Annotated in this window: 15 protein-coding genes; 12 read left to right on the top strand and 3 right to left on the bottom strand. The window is 49.5% G+C overall.

The features are described 5' to 3' along the window. Positions 1-96 precede the first annotated feature (96 nt). On the bottom strand, positions 97-2,034 hold the full coding sequence (locus ICL55_RS00335) for an SPFH domain-containing protein (protein WP_188094062.1): 1,938 nt from the start codon (positions 2,032-2,034) through the stop codon (positions 97-99). A gap of 692 nt (positions 2,035-2,726) precedes the next feature. On the opposite strand from ICL55_RS00335, the gene ICL55_RS00340 reads away from it, so the two are divergent. From ICL55_RS00340 to ICL55_RS00375, 8 genes are all read left to right on the top strand, one after another. Then, positions 2,727-5,123, top strand: a complete 2,397-nt coding sequence (locus ICL55_RS00340; RefSeq protein WP_188094063.1) for an ABC transporter permease — start codon at positions 2,727-2,729, stop codon at positions 5,121-5,123. A gap of 762 nt (positions 5,124-5,885) precedes the next feature. Continuing rightward, entirely contained in the window at positions 5,886-6,752 is an 867-nt protein-coding gene (locus tag ICL55_RS00345; protein WP_188094064.1) for an ROK family protein, read from the top strand. Between the two features lie 495 nt (positions 6,753-7,247). Next, the gene (locus ICL55_RS00350) at positions 7,248-8,519 is read left to right on the top strand and encodes a Gfo/Idh/MocA family oxidoreductase (protein WP_168872977.1); all 1,272 of its coding nucleotides are present in this window, start codon (positions 7,248-7,250) and stop codon (positions 8,517-8,519) included. 65 nt (positions 8,520-8,584) lie between these two features. Then, the gene (locus tag ICL55_RS00355; protein ID WP_188094065.1) at positions 8,585-11,956 is read left to right on the top strand and encodes a DUF1080 domain-containing protein; all 3,372 of its coding nucleotides are present in this window, start codon (positions 8,585-8,587) and stop codon (positions 11,954-11,956) included. A gap of 126 nt (positions 11,957-12,082) precedes the next feature. After that, positions 12,083-12,475: a hypothetical protein gene (locus ICL55_RS00360; protein WP_188094066.1), complete on the top strand. Its 393-nt coding sequence runs from the start codon at positions 12,083-12,085 to the stop codon at positions 12,473-12,475. 142 nt (positions 12,476-12,617) lie between these two features. Next, entirely contained in the window at positions 12,618-13,259 is a 642-nt protein-coding gene (locus ICL55_RS00365; protein ID WP_188094067.1) for a hypothetical protein, read from the top strand. Positions 13,260-13,604: 345 nt separating this feature from the next. Then, the gene (locus ICL55_RS00370; protein ID WP_188094068.1) at positions 13,605-15,344 is read left to right on the top strand and encodes a thiamine pyrophosphate-dependent enzyme; all 1,740 of its coding nucleotides are present in this window, start codon (positions 13,605-13,607) and stop codon (positions 15,342-15,344) included. Positions 15,345-15,351: 7 nt separating this feature from the next. Further along, positions 15,352-15,828 (top strand): MEKHLA domain-containing protein, encoded by a 477-nt coding sequence (locus ICL55_RS00375; protein ID WP_188094069.1) that lies wholly within the window; start codon positions 15,352-15,354, stop codon positions 15,826-15,828. Positions 15,829-15,921: 93 nt separating this feature from the next. Here ICL55_RS00375 and ICL55_RS00380 read toward each other — a convergent pair whose 3' ends face one another. Then, complete coding sequence (locus ICL55_RS00380; RefSeq protein ID WP_188094070.1) at positions 15,922-17,124, bottom strand: cytochrome-c peroxidase; 1,203 nt, start codon at positions 17,122-17,124, stop codon at positions 15,922-15,924. A gap of 135 nt (positions 17,125-17,259) precedes the next feature. Here ICL55_RS00380 and ICL55_RS00385 point away from each other — a divergent pair, with 135 nt between their 5' ends. The 4 genes from ICL55_RS00385 to ICL55_RS00400 all read left to right on the top strand — a co-directional run bounded on the left by ICL55_RS00385 (position 17,260) and on the right by ICL55_RS00400 (position 21,066). Further along, entirely contained in the window at positions 17,260-17,802 is a 543-nt protein-coding gene (locus ICL55_RS00385; RefSeq protein WP_188094071.1) for an RNA polymerase sigma-70 factor, read from the top strand. An 18-nt stretch (positions 17,803-17,820) separates the two neighbouring features. Further along, a complete protein-coding gene (locus ICL55_RS00390; RefSeq protein ID WP_188094072.1) occupies positions 17,821-18,819 on the top strand; it encodes a FecR domain-containing protein in 999 nt (332 codons plus the stop codon). Further along, on the top strand, positions 18,758-20,308 hold the full coding sequence (locus ICL55_RS00395) for a hypothetical protein (protein WP_188094073.1): 1,551 nt from the start codon (positions 18,758-18,760) through the stop codon (positions 20,306-20,308). Before ICL55_RS00390 ends, ICL55_RS00395 begins: the two co-directional genes overlap by 62 nt. A gap of 89 nt (positions 20,309-20,397) precedes the next feature. Next, on the top strand, positions 20,398-21,066 hold the full coding sequence (locus ICL55_RS00400) for a hypothetical protein (RefSeq protein ID WP_188094074.1): 669 nt from the start codon (positions 20,398-20,400) through the stop codon (positions 21,064-21,066). Here the strand turns inward: ICL55_RS00400 and ICL55_RS00405 are convergent, their stop codons facing one another. Next, a complete protein-coding gene (locus tag ICL55_RS00405; protein WP_188094075.1) occupies positions 21,067-21,855 on the bottom strand; it encodes a M90 family metallopeptidase in 789 nt (262 codons plus the stop codon). It lies immediately after the preceding gene. Positions 21,856-21,866: the final 11 nt, after the last annotated feature.

Below are 21,866 nucleotides of genomic sequence, written 5' to 3' on the forward strand. Positions count from 1 at the left end.
AATCGTAAATCAAAAAATCCCAAAATGAAAGGCCGTCATCGAGACGGCCTTTTTAGGGTAACATGAATGGTGAAAGTGGGTATAGGGACGATAGCTTTATTTACTTTCTGAATCGGCGGAAGGAGAAGTGTTGGGTATCGTCGTTTGTTTATTGGATATTTCTTCCAGTAATTTCAGTCCCAGTAAACCGCTGATAGGGCCGTTGGCGCCTTCGCCGCCACCGATCAGCACATCCGGCATGATGCGGATATGTTGGCTTCCGATAGCTTCCATCACTTTTAATTTGGTGAAGTTTTCGCCACCCATGGCTTCTACGGCCAGTTTATAGGATTCTGCGCTGGACTGACCGATAGCCAGAATTTTTTCCGCTTCTGCTCTACCGGTAAGAGATATTTTTTCTGCTTCAGCCCGGGCTGTCCATTCTGTACGGTCGGCTTCCGCTTTGGCGAGGAGCCTTACTTTTTCCGCTTCACCGCTGGCCAGCAGTTTCATTCTGTCACTTTCCGCGTTGGCCTGCAGGCGTACGCTGTTAGCGTCACCGGTGGCTTTTTTCACAGAGGCGTCGGCGATTTTTTCTGCGATGAGTACGCCCTGATCGGCCTTCACGATTTCTTTCTGCATTTCGGCAACAGCAGTTTCTTTTTCGAGCGACTGCCGTGTTTCCTGTGCCTGGCGCTGTGTTTCGTAGGTCACTTTTTGTTCCTCTGCGATTTTACGGTCGGTCAGCGTTTTCATCAGGCTTTCCGGCGGCACGATATCACCGATAAGGGTGTCCACACCGAAAACGTTGTACTGGTCCAGCACCTGGCCGATGTGTTCTTTCGCTGCGTTCTGTCTTTCTTTACGGCTGGTCAGGAAGCTGATCACATCAGAGCCCTGGGCAGAGTTACGGAAGTAGTTGCCGATGGTAGGCTCCAGTACCTGTGTAACGAGGTTGCTCATGTTACCAAAGCGGGCAATTACTTTCGGGGCTTCCGTAGTAGGAATATGGATGATCTGCGATACATCGAGATTGAAGGTAAAACCGTCCTTGCTCCGTACGGTGATGGTGGAGAGGTTTTTATCAAGCTGATGTGCTTCACTTCTGGCAGAGGCCCAGTTGAGCACCAGGTTGGTAGTAGGTACCAGTTCTACTTTCATGATGTAGGGGTTGATCGGATATTTACCCGGACCTAACGGTTCCGCCCATACGCCTTTGGTGCCTTTCGCCACGATGTTACCGTGTTTAAATTCAGCGCCGCTGATATCTACGCCGTCACTACCCACAAAGGAGATCACTACGCCTACGTGGCCAATGGCTATTTCCGTCATGCGCACGATTTCCATCTTTGCGAACCAGGGGTTGATAAAATAGGAACCTGCGAGGATCACCTGCTCCTGCAACCCTTTGTAGCCGCCTCTTTCGAGGAAGGCATCTACGTCCTGGAAGTTGTTGTGTTCCGGGATGGTTTTACCTGCGATAGCACCGGTTTCCAGGGCTTGTCCTTCCAGCGTGGTCACAATGCCGACCGCATTTTCCGGGATGGATATCATATCGGTGATTTCCACTTCAAAGATGAAGGTGTTAATACGGTAGGAGCCAGGCGTGATGATGGCTGTCTGCCGGCCTTTGCAGCCGCCGCTTTCAAGGAAGGCCACGGTGTCCTGGAAGGTGTCACAGTTGACTTTACGGGCGAGGATAGTGCCGGTAGGCAGTTCTGCCCCATCTTTAGCCAGCACCAGTCCTATTTTGCCGGTGGGGATAATAGTAAAGGGCTGAAAGGTGATGGCATATTGCCACATCCATTTCCAGAAATATACGCCGGGGGCCAGTGTTTGCGCCTGGAAGCCGGCCTCGCCGTGAGTAGCCAGGATGCGGCCTTCGGGCAATTCCTGTTTGCCAAACAGCACAAATTTTTTCGTTACCAGACCAATACGGTCTTCTGGTACAATGACAACGCCAAAGAATATACGAAGAATGACTTTGTACATAATCAGGCATAGAATAGGCAGGCCAATGAGCAATGCCCATTTTAATACAGGGGTGTTTTCCATTGTTGTTGATATTAGATGTTAGGTATGTGCATCAGGAATTTACGGACAGCGCACGGTAATGCAGTGGCAGCACAGTGAGTACAGTTGCATAGCAATAGTCAGGCGGCATTATTACATGCCGTTAACAGCCGATCGTTTGCCCGGAAAGTAAATTAGCAGGTTGGAGGAGAAGTGTTGAAGTTGGTCGCAATATAATCTGTCAGGTTGATGCTGAACAGTGAATGACGGAGTACCATCGTGATGTAGATTGAGGATGTAAAAATGGATATAATTTTTCATCCGTCAAAATGCCCTGCGGACAGGCGATTGAGCAGATTGATGAAATGATGGACGCAGTGGCCTCGTTTTTTCTGCCGTTGCAAAAAAGAATGATTTTATTGATGAAATTTTCAAAAAAGAGGGGAGAAATATATTTTTCCCTTATTTACTGCGGGTTACAGCGGATGACCCCTCTGCATATATAAGGTGTAGGCAGCTTCTGGAAATGGTTTTTCATGATAAGGCCGGAAAGGATAAAACGGGTAGGACGCGACCGGTGTACCCTCCTGTAAACGAACAATTAGTGTATCAAAAACGTACATTTATTATTTTTTAATATTTACATGTTATTGATTTACAGATTGATAACTAAGTGGCATTTTTTTGGCGCGGCTGGTTCGTTCTGTTGCTCAACTTTTAATGATACGCCTGTTATGTTTAAAAATTATCTGAAAACCGCCTGGCAAAATATACGCTGCCACAAATCCTATGTGGCTATTAATACAATTGGACTGGCAGTAGGGATTGCGGCCTGCCTGCTTATCTTCCTGTTAATTCAATATGAAACCAGTTTCGACAATTTTCATCACAACAAGGAACGTATCTACCGGGTGGTATCGGTCACCCAAACGCCGGAGGGTATCAATTATTCCACGGCCAGCGCTGTTCCGGTGGCAGAAGCCCTGCGAATGGAATATCCGCAACTGGAGCATACTGCCCGCATCTATGCCAGGCGGGATAAACAGGTAACTGTGCTGGATGATAATGCCAGGTCCACACAAAAAAAATTTAAGGAGAACATCTTCTTTGCCGACACGGAGTTTTTCGACATCTTCCATTTTCCATTTCTGGAAGGCAACGCAAAAACTGCGTTGTCAGCACCCAACACCGTTGTACTGACGCAGGAAACAGCGGAGAAGTATTTTGGAGACTGGCATGCCGCGATGGGTAAATTCATAAAGTATGACAATGACCAGGTTTGTAAGGTAACAGGTATTCTGAAAAATACACCGGCCAATACTGACTTTCCCATGCAGGTGGTATTGCCCTTTAAAAATTCCGTGCATGAAGATCTTGCCACCGACTGGCTGAGCCAGGACGGATCGTTAAATACCTTCGCGGTACTGTCGGAAAGTATGTCGGCGCAGCAATTCGATAACAACCTCAAAGACTTCGTAAAGAGACATGCGCCTGCTGAAGCAGCGAATCAGGCCTATCTGTTACAGCCTTTACGCGACATCCACTATGAGAGCCGGTTTGGCACTTATAGCGGTCGCACTTTCAGTAAACAATTGATTACGGCGTTGGGTTTAATCGGTTTATTCCTGCTGGTGATCGCGTGTGTTAATTTTATTAATCTTTCTACAGCGCAGGCCGTCAACCGTTCAAAAGAAGTAGGGGTCAGAAAGGTTTTGGGCAGTAGCAGAAAACAATTGATTATTCAGTTTCTGGGTGAAACTTTTCTTATTACACTTATTTCAGCCGTGATAGCCATCGTGTTGGTATTCCTGGTATTGCCGTTGTTTAATCAGCTGTTGCAGACACCATTGAAGGTCCAGTTCCGTCTTCCTCTGCTGGCTTTTTTGTGTGGGATGGTAATCGTTGTTACATTTTTGTCGGGCTTTTATCCTGCCATTGTATTATCAGGTTTTAATCCCATTGCCGTGCTGAAAAGCAAGTTTGCCGCCAGGGCCGCAGGCGGACTTTCCATGAGAAGAGCACTGGTGGTTTTCCAGTTTACCGTAGCGCAGACGTTGATTATCGGAACGCTCATCGTGGTGGGACAAATGAATTTCTTTCAACATGCGGCGCTGGGATTTGATAAAGATGCGATCATCACTGTTCCGCTTGCCAATGATACGGCACGTGGGAAAGTAGCAGTATTAAAAGCCGCATTGCAACAGCAGGCAGGGGTGAAGAGTATCAGTCTCAGTGCATTTAGTCCGATGGACAAGGCGAGTTGGGACAGCGATTTTAAATTTGATAACGAGGTTAAAAAACCGGGATTTCAGGCTGAACTAAAATGGGCAGACGTTGATTATTTTAAAACGTATAACATGCAGTTCATTGCCGGAGCGCCCTATCGGCAGGCTGATACCGTGAGTGGATTTGTAGTAAATGAGTTGATGGCTAAAAAGCTGGGGTTCACCCATCCGGAAGAGATGATCGGTAAGAAAATAAATCTGTGGGATGGTGGGCTGGTAGCGCCGATTGTAGGGGTAATAAAAAATTTCCACAGCAGCTCGCTGCAAACGGAGATGAAACCGATGATACTGGGTCCGCAGAAAATGATGTACCGGTTGGTCAACATAAAAGTACAGCCACAGCATGCGAATCAAACGTTGGCCGCCATAGAAAAGATTTGGAGCAATACTTATCCTGAGTTTATCTATGAATATCAGTTTCTCGATGATGCGATAGCCAGCTTTTACAAGCAGGAAAGCGCGCTTTCACAGTTGTACAAGTTATTTGCAGGTATTGCCGTATTTATTTCCTGTCTTGGTTTGTACGGCTTTGTTTCCTTTATGGCGGTGCAGCGTACCAAAGAAGTGGGCATCAGAAAAGTATTGGGCGCCTCGGTTATCCATATTGTTTACTTATTCTCCAAAGAGTTTACGTTGCTGATTGGTATAGCCTTTTTGATTGCGGCTCCTTTAGCTTATTATTTCATGCATTACTGGCTGCAGCATTTTGCTTACCGGATCAACATCAGTGTGGGAATATTTCTGTTAACCATTCTCAGTGCCGAAGTGATTGCCTGGCTGACCGTGGGTTATCAGGCTATAAAGGCGGCGGTAGCTAATCCGGTGAAGAGTTTGAAAATGGAGTGATAGCGATGCTGCGCGGGCGTTTGCCGGGACTTTACTTTGACAGCCGGTGTCGGTAATGAGAGGCGTATATCAGTGAACGACAGGTGCGTTGTTTTTGATGCTTACTTCAGGCGCATCAGTAGGAGTGGGCAACGGCTATGTCTGGCAATCGCTTGCAGTTACAATGTTGTAATGCTTATTTCGGGCGCATCAGTAGGAGTGGGCAACGGCCATGTTTGGCAATCGCTTGCAGTTACAATGTTTTAATGCTTATTTCAGGCGCATCAGTAGGAGTGGGCAACCGCTATGTCTGGCAATCGCTTGCAGCTACAATGTTTTAATGCGTATTTCAGGCGCATCAGGAGGAGTGGGTCAACGGCCATGTCTGGCAATCGCTTGCCGTTACAATGTTTTAATGCTTACTTCGGGCGCATCAGTAGGAGTGGGCAACCGCTATGTCTGGCAATCGCTTGCAGCTACAATGTTTTAATGCTTATTTCAGGCGCATCAGAAGCGGAGCGGTGCAAGACTTCATGACCACTTTTTAGCAATCGTTTGCAGTTCCGGTGCGTTTTGGGGGAGTGATCAGACCGGGCCCTGACGGAATGTCCCTGTGGGCAGCCCTGCTGTATGGATATTTTCTTTTTGCGTTTTCAAAAAAGAGACTATATTGAGAAGCATATTTTCTCTTTGCTAAAACGATTTATTTGACATTGTCAACCAAACAATCTTATATTTGTCGAAGCTAAAACGATTTAGCCATTTATACATTTAAAACTGTTTATGAAAAGTTCCATGGCATTAGGAATTGATATCGGCGGGTCTCATATCACAGCTGCATTGGTGAACCTGGAAAAAAGAACGATTGATACACCATCCTGGCATCGTACGCGCGTGAACTCACAAGGCAGCGCAGCGGAAATAATAGACGCATGGGCGGTCGTGATCAATGACGCTTTTAAAGATACACCTGCCGACAACCGGTATATTGGTATTGGTATGCCCGGTCCTTTTGACTATGAGCAGGGTATCAGCCGGATGAAAGACCAGCACAAATATGATGCGCTCTACGACCTCAACGTAAAGAACATGCTGGCTGCCAAACTGGAACTGGACCCTTCCAGGATCCGTTTTATCAACGACGCAGGCTGTTTCCTGCAGGGTGAGGTGTTTAGCGGCGCTGGTCGTAATTACCAACATGTCATCGGACTTACCCTGGGCACAGGGCTGGGCTCAGCTACCTTCCACGGCGGCCTGGCACAGGATGCTGACCGCTGGTGCTCACCCTACCGCGATGGGATGGCAGAAGATTATCTGTCGACCCGCTGGTTCGTGAAAAGATACCAGGAGCTGACCGGCAAAACAGTGAAAGATGTAAAAGAACTGACTACCTATATCGATACAGACGCTACGGTTCAACAAATATTCGATGAATTCGCTTTCAACCTGGCGAGCTTTCTGACCAGCTTTATCCGCGATGAATCGCCGGAAGCCATCGTGATCGGCGGTAATATTGCACAGGCAGCGGACCTGTTTTTTCCGGCCGTAAAACGTGAGCTGGCACACCACCACCACCACCTGCCACTGCTGGTTGCCTCACTCGGCGAACAAGCCGCTATCCTCGGCGCTGCCAGCATCTGGTACGAATAAATTTTTCATGTAACATCAGGTTAGCAAGGAGGAAACCGTCCTTACATGCTGAATGATGCCAACGATATAAATACTACATCACCGGACACCGGAAATATTACCTCCGGTATGTTGATGAAGGTAGATGAAAAAGCCCTTCCCGGGAGCAATAAGCGTATCTGATACGCTTTGTAGCAGAGCATCTGCATAAATTTCCCCTAAAAGGCTATAAAAAATAATGCGGGCTTTTTCATCTCCCTGAATCTTAACAAAAAAGCAGGCGACAGAACAGCTTTGTCCGCGCCGGGCTTCATTTTGCTTTATATACTGCTGCACAGGCCATCCTTCATGGCTATCGTCTTCCCTTTGCCGTTTATCACTATTTTCAGCCGCTCCGCTTGCAATTGCCCCACCGACTTTCTATCTTACTCCAACATCAACCAGAACTTGTTTTTACAGTGAATAATGTCCAGTGAACTAACGGAGATCAATACACGTATTCAATCAAACATATATATGGCAAAACAAAACAGCGATTCAAGGCGGGCGTTCCTTAAAAATTCCCTGGGAGCGCTTGCTGCATTCACGATTGTTCCAAGGCATGTGCTGGGACGCGGCTATCTGGCGCCCAGTGATCAGCTTACCAAAGCAGTGATCGGCACCGGCGGCATGGGCCGCGGCCACTTCGGCTATGCCGGCACCCGCGTGGTAGCGATCTGCGACGTGGACCGCAATCACCTCAAACTGGCCATGGACCAGCTCGGCGACAAAGGCGTGAAAACGTTCTCCGACTACCGCGAAGTCATTACCCTCCCTGAAGTGGACATCGTCCACGTTGCCACACCGCCGCACTGGCACGGAATTATCGCTGCCGATGCCGCCCGTGCAGGCAAGGATATCTGGTGCGAAAAACCCATGACGGCCACCATCGGCGAAGGCAAACGCCTCGTGGAAGCGGTACAACAACATGGCCGCATCTTCCGCCTCAATACCTGGTTCCGCTTTGAAGACCGCTTCTATGGCATGGGAACTACCGTTAAACCAATTAAAAAACTGGTGGAAAGCGGACTGCTCGGCTGGCCGCTGAAAGTCACCGTCAGCAAACATACCGGCTTCGACTGGAAATTTTTCTGGGTAGGTAAAACCAACCTGGAAACAGTAGCCGTTCCTAAAGAACTGGACTATGATATGTGGCTCGGACCTGCACCGTTCCGTCCCTACAACCCCCATCGCGTACACCAGACCTTCCGCGGTTACTGGGACTACGATGGCGGCGGCCTCGGCGACATGGGCCAGCACTACCTCGACCCTGTACAATACTTCCTCGGTAAAGACGATACCAGCCCCGTTAGCGTGGAAATAGACGCTCCACAACAACATCCTGACGCAGTAGGCACCTGGAGAAGGATCACCTACACCTACGCCGACGGATGCCAGATCATCCTCGACGGCGAAGGCAAAGATGAAAAAGCCGCTTACATCGAAGGGCCGAAAGGCAAACTGTATCCCGGCTTCAAATCCGATATCCCGGACCTGGAGAAAAAACTGGCCGCCTTCCCTGATCCGCTGCCGCAACAGACCGACTTTGTCGATGCTGTGAAAAACCGGAAAAAATTCGCACTCAACGAAGAAAACGGTCACCGCTCCTGCACACTCGTGAATATGGGCAAAATAGCGCTTCGCCTGAACCGCTCCCTCAAATTTGACCCGGTGAAACAGGAGTTTATCGATGACGCCGGCGCCAATGCGCTGATATTCCAGCCGATGCGTGGCCCGTGGACCATCTAACCATTTTAGCATTTTAATATTTACATGTTTAAATGTTAAAATGATTAAATCAAGAAAATGACTACATGAAAAAGATCGCATACATACTTACTGCACTGCTGGTTGGCTGGAACAGCCTGGCCATCGCACAGGGCCCGTCAGACCAGCGCGCGTTCAATACCAAAATCGCCGATGTGCTGGCCTTAATGCCTGCTCCCAACAAAGGGCAGTTCAATACCAATATGGAAGCCATCAGCGCCCTCGGCGAAGAAGGGGTGGCGACCATCGCCGGTATGCTGGTACCAGAAGGAAAAGGTGATAATACCCAGCTGCAATACGCCCTCGCAGGTTACGCCTATTACGTTACACAACCTGGTAAGGAAGCCAAACGGAAAGAAGCAGCCGCGGCTTTCTGCAAAGCCATCGCTAAAGCCACCGATCCGGAAAACAAAGTGTTTCTGCTCACCCAGCTGCAAACTACCGGCGACAATGACGCTGTTGGCACCCTGCAGCCGCTGCTCGCAGCCGATCGTTTCTGCGATCCTGCCGCCCGCGTGCTGATTAAAATCAACACCCCTGCCGCTCAGAAAGCATTGCTCGGCGCCCTGGCCACCGCTAACGCGACTAACCGTATCACCCTCACAGAAGCGTTGGGGGATGCCCGTTATACTGCAGCAGTACCCGCTATTACCGCACAGCTGAACAACAGCGATAAAAAACTGGTGAAGGTGTCTCAATACGCCCTCGCCCAGATCGCCGATCCGTCTTCAGCTCCTGCACTGGGCAACGCTGCCGCTAAAGCCGGTTATACCTACGATGTTACAGACGCTACTTCGGCTTATCTCTATTATGCCGGTCAACTGGCCAGCAATGGTAACAAAGCTGCCGCACAGAAAATCGCGGAAGCACTGGTAAAACAATGCACCACCGATGCACAGGTACATACCCGTACTGCCGGCCTTAAACTGCTGGTAGATATCCTCGGTGACAAAAGCCAGCCCTGGATCAATCAGGCTGTCGCAGATAAAAACAACGAATACCGCGACGCAGCCCTGAAATTCGGCGCCCCTTTTGCCAATGCCGCTTCGCTTACCTGGCAGGCACAACTGAAAAATGCTACTGATGATACCAAAGCTGCTATCATCACGATGCTGGGCGAAAACAAAGTGACTTCCGCCCTGCCTGCCGTTACCGCGTTTACCAAAAATGGTAACGACGCAGTAAGACTGGCAGCCATCGCTGCTGCTGCCCGCATCGGCGGAACATCCACCCTGCCGGCATTGCTGGGTATCATGAAAACCGGTTCACCTGCTGATATCAACGCGGTGAAAAAGGCGCTGCGCCTGATGCCCGGTGAAGAAGTTACACAACAGGCCGGTGCTGCACTGGCTACCATGCCCGCCGCAGCACAAACAGCGCTGCTCGGCGTGCTCGCTGCCCGCAAAGCCGACAACCGCGTGAACGATGTATTGCCGCTGGCCGCCAGCAGCAATGCTGACGTGAAAGCTGCTGCCTTCGCCGCCCTGAAAGACGTGGCCGGCAAAAACAACCTGCCGGCACTGTTCTCGCTGCTCAACAGCGCCAGCGCGCCGCAGGAAATCGTCAATATCCAGACGGCACTCATCAATGCAGGTGCTACCAGCAACGATGTAATGACGCAAATGAAACAGGTGTCTGCCGCTAACCAGTACCGCTACCTCGGTGTACTGGCCGGTATCGGTCAACCTGCCGCCCTGGAGCCGGTAATGGCCGCCTTTGCGAATGGCGACGCCGCTACGAAAGATGCTGCGGTAGGTGCGCTGTCCGACTGGAAAGATGCCTCCGCTGCCCCGTCGCTGCTGAAAATCGCCCGTGATGCCGCTAACAGCGCTTACCGCGAAAAAGCACTGACAGGCTATATCGACCTGACTAAAAAATCAGGATACACCGCCGATCAGAAAACACTGATGCTGCGCAATGTGCTGGAGCTGAACCCATCTGAAACAGTGCAAAAACAGGCGCTCACAGTACTGGAACAATGCAAGACATTCCCCGCCTTACTGCTGGCAGGTGAATACCTCGATAAAACTGCCGTACAACAGGAAGCGGCTATGGCAGTGATGAACATCGCGCTGGCTAATAAAACCTATAACGGCAACGCGGTGCGTCAGCTGCTGGACAAAGCCGCTGCTGCACTGAAAGGTGGCGACGCTGACTACCAGCGCCAGTCTATCCGTAAATACCTCGCGGAAATGCCCGCAGGCGACGGCTTCGTATCAATGTTCAATGGCAAAGACCTCAGCGGCTGGAAAGGACTGGTGGAAAATCCTATCGCCCGCGCCAAAATGGACGCTAAGGCACTGAGCAAAGCACAAGACAAAGCCAACGAAGCTATGCGCAAAGGCTGGTCCGTAAAAGACGGCCTGCTTATTTTCAACGGCCAGGGCGATAACCTCTGCACAGACAAAAAATACGGCGACTTTGAAATGCTGGTGGACTGGAAAATCACACCGAACGGCGATGCGGGCATCTACCTCCGTGGCGCGCCACAGGTGCAGATCTGGGATACCTCCCGTACCGACGTGGGCGCTCAGGTAGGCTCCGGTGGTCTGTACAACAACCAGCAGAATGAAAGTAAACCGCTGAAACTGGCAGATAACGCCATCGGTGAGTGGAACCACTTCCGCATCATTATGAAAGGCGACCGCGTAACGGTTTACCTCAACGGTCAACTGGTAACAGACAATACCATCCTGGAAAACTACTGGGACCGTAACCTGCCTATCTCTCCGGAAGAGCAGATCGAACTGCAGGCACACGGCACCTACGTGGCTTACCGTAACCTGTATATCAGGGAACTGCCCCGCGTGAAACCTTTCGTACTGAACGACGAAGAGAAGAAAGCAGGGTATAAGGTGTTGTTCGACGGTACCAATATGCACGAATGGACCGGTAATACCAAAGACTATGTGATCGATGAAGGTAACCTGGTGATCTACCCCACCAATGGCGGTCACGGTAACCTCTACACGAAAAAAGAATATAAGAACTTCTCCTTCCGTTTTGAATTCCAGCTTACCCCCGGCGCCAACAACGGCCTGGGCGTTCGCGCCCCGCTGAGCGGCGACGCTGCCTATCAGGGTATGGAATTACAAATCCTGGACAACGAAGCGGACATCTACAAAGACCTGAATATCTACCAATATCATGGCTCTGTGTACGGTGTTATCCCCGCTAAAAGAGGTTTCCTCAAACCAGTAGGAGAGTGGAACTATGAAGAAGCGATCGTTGATGGTACACATATCAAAGTCATTCTCAACGGTACCGTTATCCTGGACGGCGATATCGCCGAGGCCCGTGAAAAAGGTACACTGGACCATAAAAATCATCCCGGCCTGAAAAATGAAACTGGTCATATCGGTTTCCTGGGACATGGATCTATCGTACGTTTCCGGAATATCCGGGTGAAAGAATTGTAGTAGTGATATTACACGATATAATAAAACGCCGGCAACTTCCAGCCGGCGTTTTTTTGTTGCTCACATGAAGATGTGAGCAACTAATGTAACGTAAAAAACTACATTCGAAGGTAAATTAACCCGATAATGAAAGAGAGAAGGTCCGCTATCATTAAAGCGATTGCTATTTTGATAGCCATTGTAGCAGGTGATTTAAGACGTAAACACCTCTTTTTTGACGAATATTCCGGTCTTTTAGTAATGGATATTATACTGGCGCTGTATCTGGCGTTTGAAGCCTGGCAGCTGAGAAAGCTCAACATAGATTCACCTCCCCGTGAGCTGAGGTTGGTGCTGACATGGGTGTTATTATATGTGGTAGTGGGAATTGCCGTCAGCAGTGGTGACGCAGCGGGTGGTAAAGGAGTGGTGCTTTGGATAGTAAAGGCAGGGGTGCTGATCGCTGCTGTTGCCTATGGACTGTTAACCCTGAAACAGATAAAGATGGTAAGAAAACTGGAAGAAAGCGGGCAAGAGTAACCTGCCGGCTGAAAGAAGCTGTGCCGTTCGGTGTTCACCATGTTTAGTATCTTTGCGTGTCTGTCAATAACTGCAACCCCAATGTCAGACATGGATGAACATGAAGTACCTATCTGCTTTACTGACTTTATTTTTATGGACCATGGAAAATAATGCGTACGGGCAGCAGCAACCCCACGTGCTTCCCGGCTATTACAATGCCAGCCGGATGGAGGTGGCAGAAGAGCTTTGCATTTTTGAGAACAACCGCTTTGTCTATGCCATGAGTTATGGCGCGCTGGATGTTTTTGTGAAAGGGATGTGGACACAACAGCATGATACCATCTATCTCTCGACCGATAAAGTGAAAGGAAAATATGTAGTTACTTCATCGACAGATGAAAAAGTGCCCGCCGGTAAAATGCTGCTGATATTTAAGTTCGGCTATCAACACGCGCCGTATATCAATTTTAGTTTTACCTCACCTCCTGTAACAACCCCGCATCCTGAAATGACGCAGGTGGCAGAAGGATTTCAACTGCTGATCAACCAACCCGCTTCCCGGCAACTGTGGCTGGTCCATACCATGTACGATACCGAATTCTCTGCATATACGCTGCCGGAGAAAGTCAATAAGGTAGTGATCGGCCCTGGTGATGGCCTGGGAAAACCGGTATTTAATAATATCCCATTTCTGGTCAGCGATAGCTGTGTCATCAACATCAATGATGAACACAGGAAATTCAGGTATACAGGCCCCGTGTCTGAAGAAGATAAACGATATGCTCAGCCGGACAATAAATGACCCCAATATCAATGTGAAAAATTGTAGTAGTTGTACTACATGTTGTAGCCGTATTATCACAAAAAAAAGTAAGGATAACTACTGAACTCCGCATAACAAAAAAATAATAACCCTTCGGGAAGCGCAGAAAATAAGGCATCTCCGCGTTTTTACTCATGAAGCTTGTTGTAAAAAATTTGCTTTGTGAGAAATACTATTTATCTTGTATTGTCAGTGAATGTGAGCAATGCATCGTATATCTGTTTTTGAAAACCTTATCTATCATTTTCTTAAAAATCCCTCTTTCAAGATCCTCATATAAGCCTTTTAGGAAAACCGCGATACATCAATTTTAATCCGTATTCTATGACCTTCAGTAACCTTTATGGAAATCCGCCATGCGTGGCTGATAACTATCAGCTCATTATTGACACCCTTACCGACTGGGGTATTACTTTATACACCGGCGTTACCGGCGGTGGTGTTATTCATCTGCTAAAGCACCTGAAACCCCTTGAAGACCAACCCTCTCACGATCCTGCGTTTTTGACGTTGGGAGAATACAGTGCTGGTTTTGTTCCCCTGGGTTATTACCTGGCCAGTGGCAAGATAGCCGCCGCTGTGGCCACTACCGGCGCTGCCACCAAATTGATCACTTGTGGATTAAGTGATGCCAAGTTGCATGACATTCCGGCTGTTTTTATTGTACCTGTTTCCGGTAGTAATACCGAAGGATTCTCCCCATTACAGGATACTTCTGTATATGGAAGTAACATTGTAGCGCAACTGCGCGCAGAATTGGGGGATGCTGTTTTTGTATTGAATGATCCGTTTTCATTGGCCGCACAGCTGGCTGCCGCCAAAGTGATGCTGGACAACTCGAAGCCGGTAGTGCTGGTATTGGACAATGAAGCGGTAGGGACCCCGGTGATGGAGTATTCCATGCCTTTGCCGGAGGAAGCGCCTTCTATAGAAGATGATTACCTGGATGCTTTTGTAGCTGCTTTCCGCAAAACAACCGCCGACAAGCGGGTGGTAGTGCTGGTGGGAGAAGAGATGGCGCGTTATCCCAATGCCAAACAACTCACTACACAGCTGTGTGTGCAGCTACAGGCTGCGGCCATCTGGAGCATCAACGGCGCCAATGCTGTAAGTCAGCACAATCCTTACGGTTATGGCTATATTTCTTTTGGCGGAAATGATAAAGCCATGGCACTGTTTAATTCACTCGGTGAGCAGGATGTACTGGTAGTGCTGGGAGCCTGCCCGGACGAATACACTATTAATTTCAGTGGCTTCAGGGCTTCCCATACTTTTTTTCTGGGAAATATTTTTCAGGCGTATGGTCTGGTAGAAAATAGTTTGCGCCATGTGGCCGCTGGCGGTTATGATCATGTTTCCGGATCACTGGATGTTTTATTAACTGCGCTGATCAGCGCCGGGCAACGTTATCCCTTTACGAACAGACCGATGGCCAAGGCTCCTGCGGACCTGAACGACCGCCCGTTTGTTACGCCAAGGGAAGGTTATGTAAACATGGCGACTTTATACCAGCGGCTCAACAAGTGGTGGCCGGTCCATTCGTTGGGCATAGACGATGTATGCCTGGCTTATAAGGACCGTCAGTATGTAACGCAACGTCCCAACGACAATATTGATTTCTACTCCCTTTATCGCGGTTCCGCTATGGGCGGTGCTTTTGGCGTGGCAGTAGGCGCGAAGCTGGCAGAGATGCACCGTCCGGTGTTTTTGTTTACGGGAGATGGATGTTTCCGTTTGTTTTCCGGCTCTTTGGGAGAGGTGGGACAGCTGGGCATCGTCGTTTTTCTGCTGAAGAACGAATCACTGTCCATTGTAGAGCAGGGACTGGAAAAGGTATTGCCTGATATCGCCTCGCCACACTATCATGCGCGTGTCGCTGCAATTGATTATTGTCTGATCGCCAGGGCTTGTGGCTGGGAGGCGGCGCGACTGCAGCCCGATCTGAGTAACCTGGAGGAATTGTTGCATCGCATAGAAACAGGCGGTCAACGTTCTCTGCTCATCGAAGTGCCCGTAGATCACCAGCAGGAGCTGGGCCAGAATCCCCGTCTTAAAAACTTATAAGCAGCATATGATAGCATCGTTTCTTCCGTTGATCACACAAATAGATCATAATTTCCTCGACCGGAATGGTAAAGGGCTTCCGGCGCCATCGGATGTGGCGGCTCGTGCACAATGGCTACACGAAGAGGCGCCCTATAGTATCCTGGCGCACGGAACCGGTACGGACCCGCATTTTATTTATGCCAATCAATTTGCTTTATCCTGTTTTAAGTACACTCCGGAAGAGCTGTTGCAGCTTCCTTCCCGGTTAAGTGCTGCGCCACAGGACAGGAGCGAGCGGGAGCGGTTGTTGCAGGACGTGACGCTCAACGGTATTGCTTATCACTATACCGGTCCGCGTGTTGATAAACACGGCAACACCTTCACGATTTATGATGGCGTGGTATGGCGATTGAGTAACCCGGACGGATCACCATTCGGACAGGCTGCGCTTTTCTGGCTGAAAGAAACGGAAAGGCCTTCGTGGTATACCGGTATCAAATAGCATTGTTAGCATTGTAAGTAGGGCCTACCTGAAAAGGTGGGCCCTTTCTTTCGGGAGTCTCACCTAAAAGTAGACTCGATCCCGATCGCTTCTTTATTTAAACGGATCTGCATATTTCGGGTCTTTCACCAGCTGCTCGTCCGTTAATGTTTTCAGGAATGCGATGATGTCGCTTTTGTCTTTGGTGGTTAAAGGCACACCGGACCCAGCTCTGGAAGCGAGTTGTATACCGATGTTTGGGTTGCCTTTGATACCATGATTGTAATGTTCCAACACGTCTTCCAGCGTAGCAAAACGGCCATCATGCATATAGGGCGCGGTGAGTGCCACATTGCGGAGGCTGGGTATTTTGAAGGTGCCCTGATCTGCAGGTTTATGGGTGATTTCTCCGATGCCTTTATCCGTGTAATCAGCTTCCAGTCCGTTGTTGGAGCCGAAGCCGGTATTGATGCCGGTATTATCCGCAATCAGGAAAGACGGGAGTTTGCCGTACTGGGTAGTAGAAAGGTCGCTATGGCATTCGGTGCAGAAGTTGACCTGCAGCAGGCGTAATCCGTTCTTCTCATCGGCGGTAAGGTTACTGAGATTGCCGGCCAGGCCCTGGTCGTATTTGGACTGGAAGGAGACGATGCTTCTGATAAACTGTGACAGGGCATTGGCTATCCGTGGGGAGGTCACTTTTTCATCACCGAAGGCGGCTTTAAACAGCGGGGCATAGTAGGTGATGCCGGTGAGTTTGGTCTCCAGTGCGGTGAGGGAGGGCATGCCCATTTCAATATGGTCCAGTATAGGCATCAGCGTTTGTGTTTCCAGGTCGGCGGCCCGCATGTCCCAGAACATGGCTTTGGGGCCAAAGAAACGCTGGTTTACCACAGACATGGCATTGCGGCGGGTGAGCTGATTATCGAACCCGGAGGAGCGGGCCATGCCGTCTGTAAAGGCTTTGTCCTGATGGTGGCAGGAAGCGCAGGAGCGGGTATTGTTGATCGACATGTTTTTGTCATAAAACAGTACCCGGCCCAGGGTGGCGCCGGCATTGGTGATAGGGTTGCCGGTAGGCGTGTTGTCAAGGTCGGTCCGGCTGGCGAGGAATGTTTTGATATAAGGCGGCATGTTGTTCCCGGTACCTACATAGTCGTACAGCGCGGCAGGCAGCTGAGGAGCGCCGGGCGTATTGGCGGGCGGCTCCTGTCCCTGACCATTTCCGTTGTGGCCAGGTATTGGGTCCGCGTTATCTTTTTTACAGGCAAATAACAGGAACAGCAAAAACAGCGATGATAATGTTAAATAGCGCATGGTATACTTGGGTTTCCCATAATACACGCTGTCCTGAATTTCCCCTTACGGGACATAAAATAATTTATTTTTGCCGCCGGATAGGGGTATTTTAAAGTGAAGGTGTATTAGGGGTAGCTTATTGAAACAATTAAGGTGGATATACATTTTGGCAAGGCAAAGGACCAGGACAAGCTGGTGGAAGAATGTTTTCATACCTACTTTGAGGGGTTGCACCGTTATGCCTTCACGATACTGAAAGACAACGACGAGGCGAAAGACGCTGTACAGGCCGTTTTCCTGAAGTTATGGGAGAAACGGGCGGAGATCAATGAACAACAATCCGTGAAATCATATCTCTATACAGCGGTATATCATTACTGTCTCAATGTCAAACGACATGAGAAGGTGAAAGACAATTACCTGGCACAACGTCCGCCGGCCTTTGAGCACCGTAATGAGTTGGTGAGCAAGGAAACCCACCGGCAGATCATGGAGCATATCGACAATCTCTCTCCGCAATGCCGGTTGATTTTCAGCAAAAGCCGGTTTGAAGGCCGGAAATATGCTGAAATAGCGGCTGATCTGGGATTATCGGTGAAGACCGTGGAAGTTCAGATGGGGAAAGCGTTGAAGATATTAAGGGCTAAACTGTTTGACGTGATGGTAATGATATTGTTTGCCTGTTTGTTTTTATGAGTTACAATTTTACAGAACATGAGCACTGCTGAAAACCAAAACCTGCCATATGAGTTGTTGGGAAGATATTTTTCCGGGGAGGCTACTCCGGAAGAAGCGATGACCGTGGATGACTGGATCAGGGAACATCGCGACCACCGGGAATTGTACGATCAGGTGGCCGCGATATGGGATGATGCCGGCTTGCAACAGCGTTATCAGTTGCCCGACAGAACTGCTGTGTTGCAGGAACTAAAGGCACGGATGGCCACCCGGCCGGTGGTCGGGAAAGTGCTGCCGCTGGGGCGTATTGCCGCGGCGGTGGCGTTGCTGGTCGGCGTTGCTGCGATACTGATATTCGTGCTTCGTTCCCATAACGGACCGCAGGCGTTGGCCCTGGTGTCGAAACGCACTGGTGCCGCCATTCAGCGCGATACGCTGCCGGACCAGTCGACGGTGGTGCTCAACAGCTATGCTTCTTTGCAATACGCGTCAGGTTTTCAGGATACCGTTCGTTTGGTTAAATTATCGGGGGAAGCATGGTTTGATGTAACTTCGCGTCCGGATAAACCGTTTATAGTGGCGGTGGGGGATATCAGGGTGCAGGTACTGGGCACCTCCTTCAACGTACGGCAGTCCGACAGCGCTATCGCGGTGATGGTAAAAACCGGAGCGGTAAAGATGTCAAGAGGCGATAGCAGCATACAGGTGAAAGCCGGACAGGAAGGTGTTTATCACATTGCCCGGAAGGAGCTGGGGCTCACTGCCGGCGCGTTTAAGACCAACCAACTGGGGTATGCCACCCGGGTGTTTAATTTTGAGAATATCACCCTGAAAGAGATTGTCACGCAACTGGAGAAAGCATACGGCATACAGGTGGTATTTGAGCATAAAGCGCTGGAAGGCTGTACCATGAGCAGCACATTTGAAAACAAACCTATAGAATACGTTTTTGAGGTTATATCTGTTACGCTGAATGTCACATGCAGAATTGAAAAAGACAAGGTTTATATCAGCGGTGCCGGCTGCGGTGGGTAAATGGCTGCTGGTCATCTTTTTATTTACGGGAACTATACAAGGTTATTGTCAGTCATCTGCTGTCAATCTCCGGAAAAATATCACCATCAGTGCCACGGAGATGCCGCTGGATAAATTGCTGAAGACGGTAGGGCAACAGACCGGTGCCCGTTTCTCTCTCAATACCCGTAAGTTTCCTCCCTCACGTTTAATTCATCTCCATAAAAAAACGCAGCCCCTGGGCGAGTTACTGGAAGATATCCGGAAAGAGACCGGCATTAACTACCGCTTACTGGGCGGACATATTATTTTCATCGATGCGCCGCCGGTAAAACAAACCGCGCCTGCGCATGCGGCGCCGACGGTGAAACGAAAAGCCATTCCCGGAAAAACAATCACCACTAAAGGGAAAAACGCACCGGTAGCAGGCCGGACGACACATACGGTCTACAACGCTCCTACGGCAGGCCCATCGCACGGGGTGGTCGTTATGACGATAGATTCCGTTGACCTTTACCATCAACCCTCCCCGGATTCCGTTGTTAACAAACCTGACAGCCTGAAAACAGCCATCGCAGCGAAAAAGAAAGACTCATTGCCGCAAAGACAAGACTCGGGCCTCCTCCATTTATCGCTAAAAAAATCGCCCGAAGGGCAAAAAGAAAAAAACGGATGGGGAATCGGGAATATCGGTTCTTTCGGTAGAGACGGGGAAGGCTATACCGGTATCCGTTCATCACCCGATACCAGTGTGAAAAAAGAAGCGGCGCCCCCGCTAACAGCAGAGGCTATACGGAAACAACCGGCTGCTACCAACCCGCAACAAAAAACAACTGCCTCCGCGGAACCGGTGGCAACGGGAAAGAATATACGTAGTAGGGATCAACGCGATCATTCATTTTTCCTCTCCAACTGGTTTCACCGTACCAGCCGCTCTTTTACAGGTATCCCTAGCAGCAGCGACGGTCCCAGGCCGGGCCTGGTCCCTTTTGTGGGCGCGGGCGTTACACTGGAAGAATCGTTTATGGTGAACGGGCATTTGCAGGCAGGCATGCCTTTCCTGTATGGGATCGCGTCATGGGGCGCTGGTCGTAGTGCATCCGGATTACGTTATGGCGCCGGTACTTCAGTATGGCTGTCGGAAAACTGGCGGCTGCATTTGCAGGCCACCACCGGAAAAATGCAGTTTGATTATGATTCGTCGGGATTTTTACAAAAACAAATCCGCATGCAGTGGCATAAACTGGCGCTCATCGGAGAAAGAAGGCTGAATGATCATTTCGGCGTACAGGCCGGCATATCGCTGAATATCCTGAATTCGGAATACTACACCTTTAAAGATCCAACCCCACTGGGCCGGCCGGAAGAAGAAGCGCTGAAAGACGTACGTTATTTTAAGCCATTGTATACCATCAGCGATAACTTTAATGCAAATGAGCCGCAGAGCCGGAAAATGTGGATCGGCATACAGCTGGGTGTATTTTATCGCTTGGATTTCCGGAGGAAATAATTCAACTTGCAGGAGTTTGATTAAAGTTTAACCCGTATTTAACTATGAAGTATTCCCTTACCTTTTTAGGAATGTTATTTCCTATGTTTATGTTCGCGCAAATCACCGAAAAAGAAGGCAGCGTAGGTATTGGTGTCTCCGATCCAACAGAGAAGTTGGATGTGAATGGTAGCATATTGGCCAGGGGCGGGCTCGTTAGCTCTGTTCCCGTTACTGAAAATACTATTGGAGGTTATCTTACGCTTCAGAATCCGTCTAAAACGCAGCCGGGAGAGGCCCAAAAGTGGATCCTATTTAACATGACCGGCAACAGCTATGGGAACAGCCTCCAGTTCTGGGCTTACGACAAAACCGGCTGCACGGCGGGCGGGATGTGTGCTGCACGCTTTACCATCACGGACAATGGACGGGTGGGCATCGGTACTACAAAACCACAAACGGAGCTTTCCGTATTGGGTACTATCACCACGCAGAAGATAAAAGTGTCCCAGAACGGCTGGGCCGACTATGTCTTCGATCCCGGCTACAAACTGCCATCGCTCGCGGAAGTACAGCAGCACATCAACACGCACAAACATTTGCCGGATATGCCTTCCGCTGCTGTCATAGAACAGGACGGCCTGGACCTCGGCGATATGCAGCGCAAACAAATGCAGAAAATTGAAGAGCTCACGCTGTATATCCTGCAACAACAAAAAGAAATTGAAGCGCTGAAAGCTGCTGTGAAAGCGCTTTCAAACAAAGAGAACAAACACTGATCAGACGGTGCTTTTAGCCGGGTCCTGTTGAAAAATATGCGTCAGCATTTTATATAGTTCGGGATGTCTCTCCGAAAGCAGATCCGGCCTTTCAAAGAAATACTCTGAAATCACCGCAAAAAATTCGGCCTGATTAGTGGCGCCGTACGGATTAATATCTGTACGGCCTTCTGCCATTTCCTGAATCGTCTGGTGTACCAGTTTAAGCCAGGGAATACTGTAGCTGTGTTCCAGCAGTTTGGTGGGAAGGCCGTCCACCGTGCCGTCTGCCTTGTCGAGCAGGTGCACGAACTCATGAATGGCCGTGTTGCTTTTATCGGTGGTATTGGAAAAACCTTCCCGCAGTGCGGAGCGGGAAAGGATCATCTGTCCGTTGAGCGCGCCGCTGCCTACCATCCCAAGAATATTCCGGCGGTTGCCTTCATACTGATAGGATTCATCGAACGTATCGGGATACAGGATCACGTTGGTGAGGTTAAAATACTCCCAGTTTTTAAAACCGAAGATGGGGATGATGGCGCTGGCTGCCACCAGTACGCGGTCGAGTGGTTCTACTGCCGTACCTACGCCTTCGATATGCGTTCTTTTCAGGAAACGCTGTACCTGTTGCTCAAAGCGGCTTTTATCGGTCTCTGTGAGTTGCTGGTAATAGCGTACATGTGTTTGCAGCAGTTCCCGGTAAGTATCGGGAACTGCTGTTTTCTTCAGTTGGTGGCGGTTGACCAGGTTCTTAAAGTACAAGAACAGGATCAGCCCTATCATTATTAATCCAAATAATACCATAATCATGTTACCGGGTG

This window comes from Chitinophaga varians, assembly GCF_014529945.1.
GTDB classification, from domain to species: domain Bacteria; phylum Bacteroidota; class Bacteroidia; order Chitinophagales; family Chitinophagaceae; genus Chitinophaga; species Chitinophaga varians.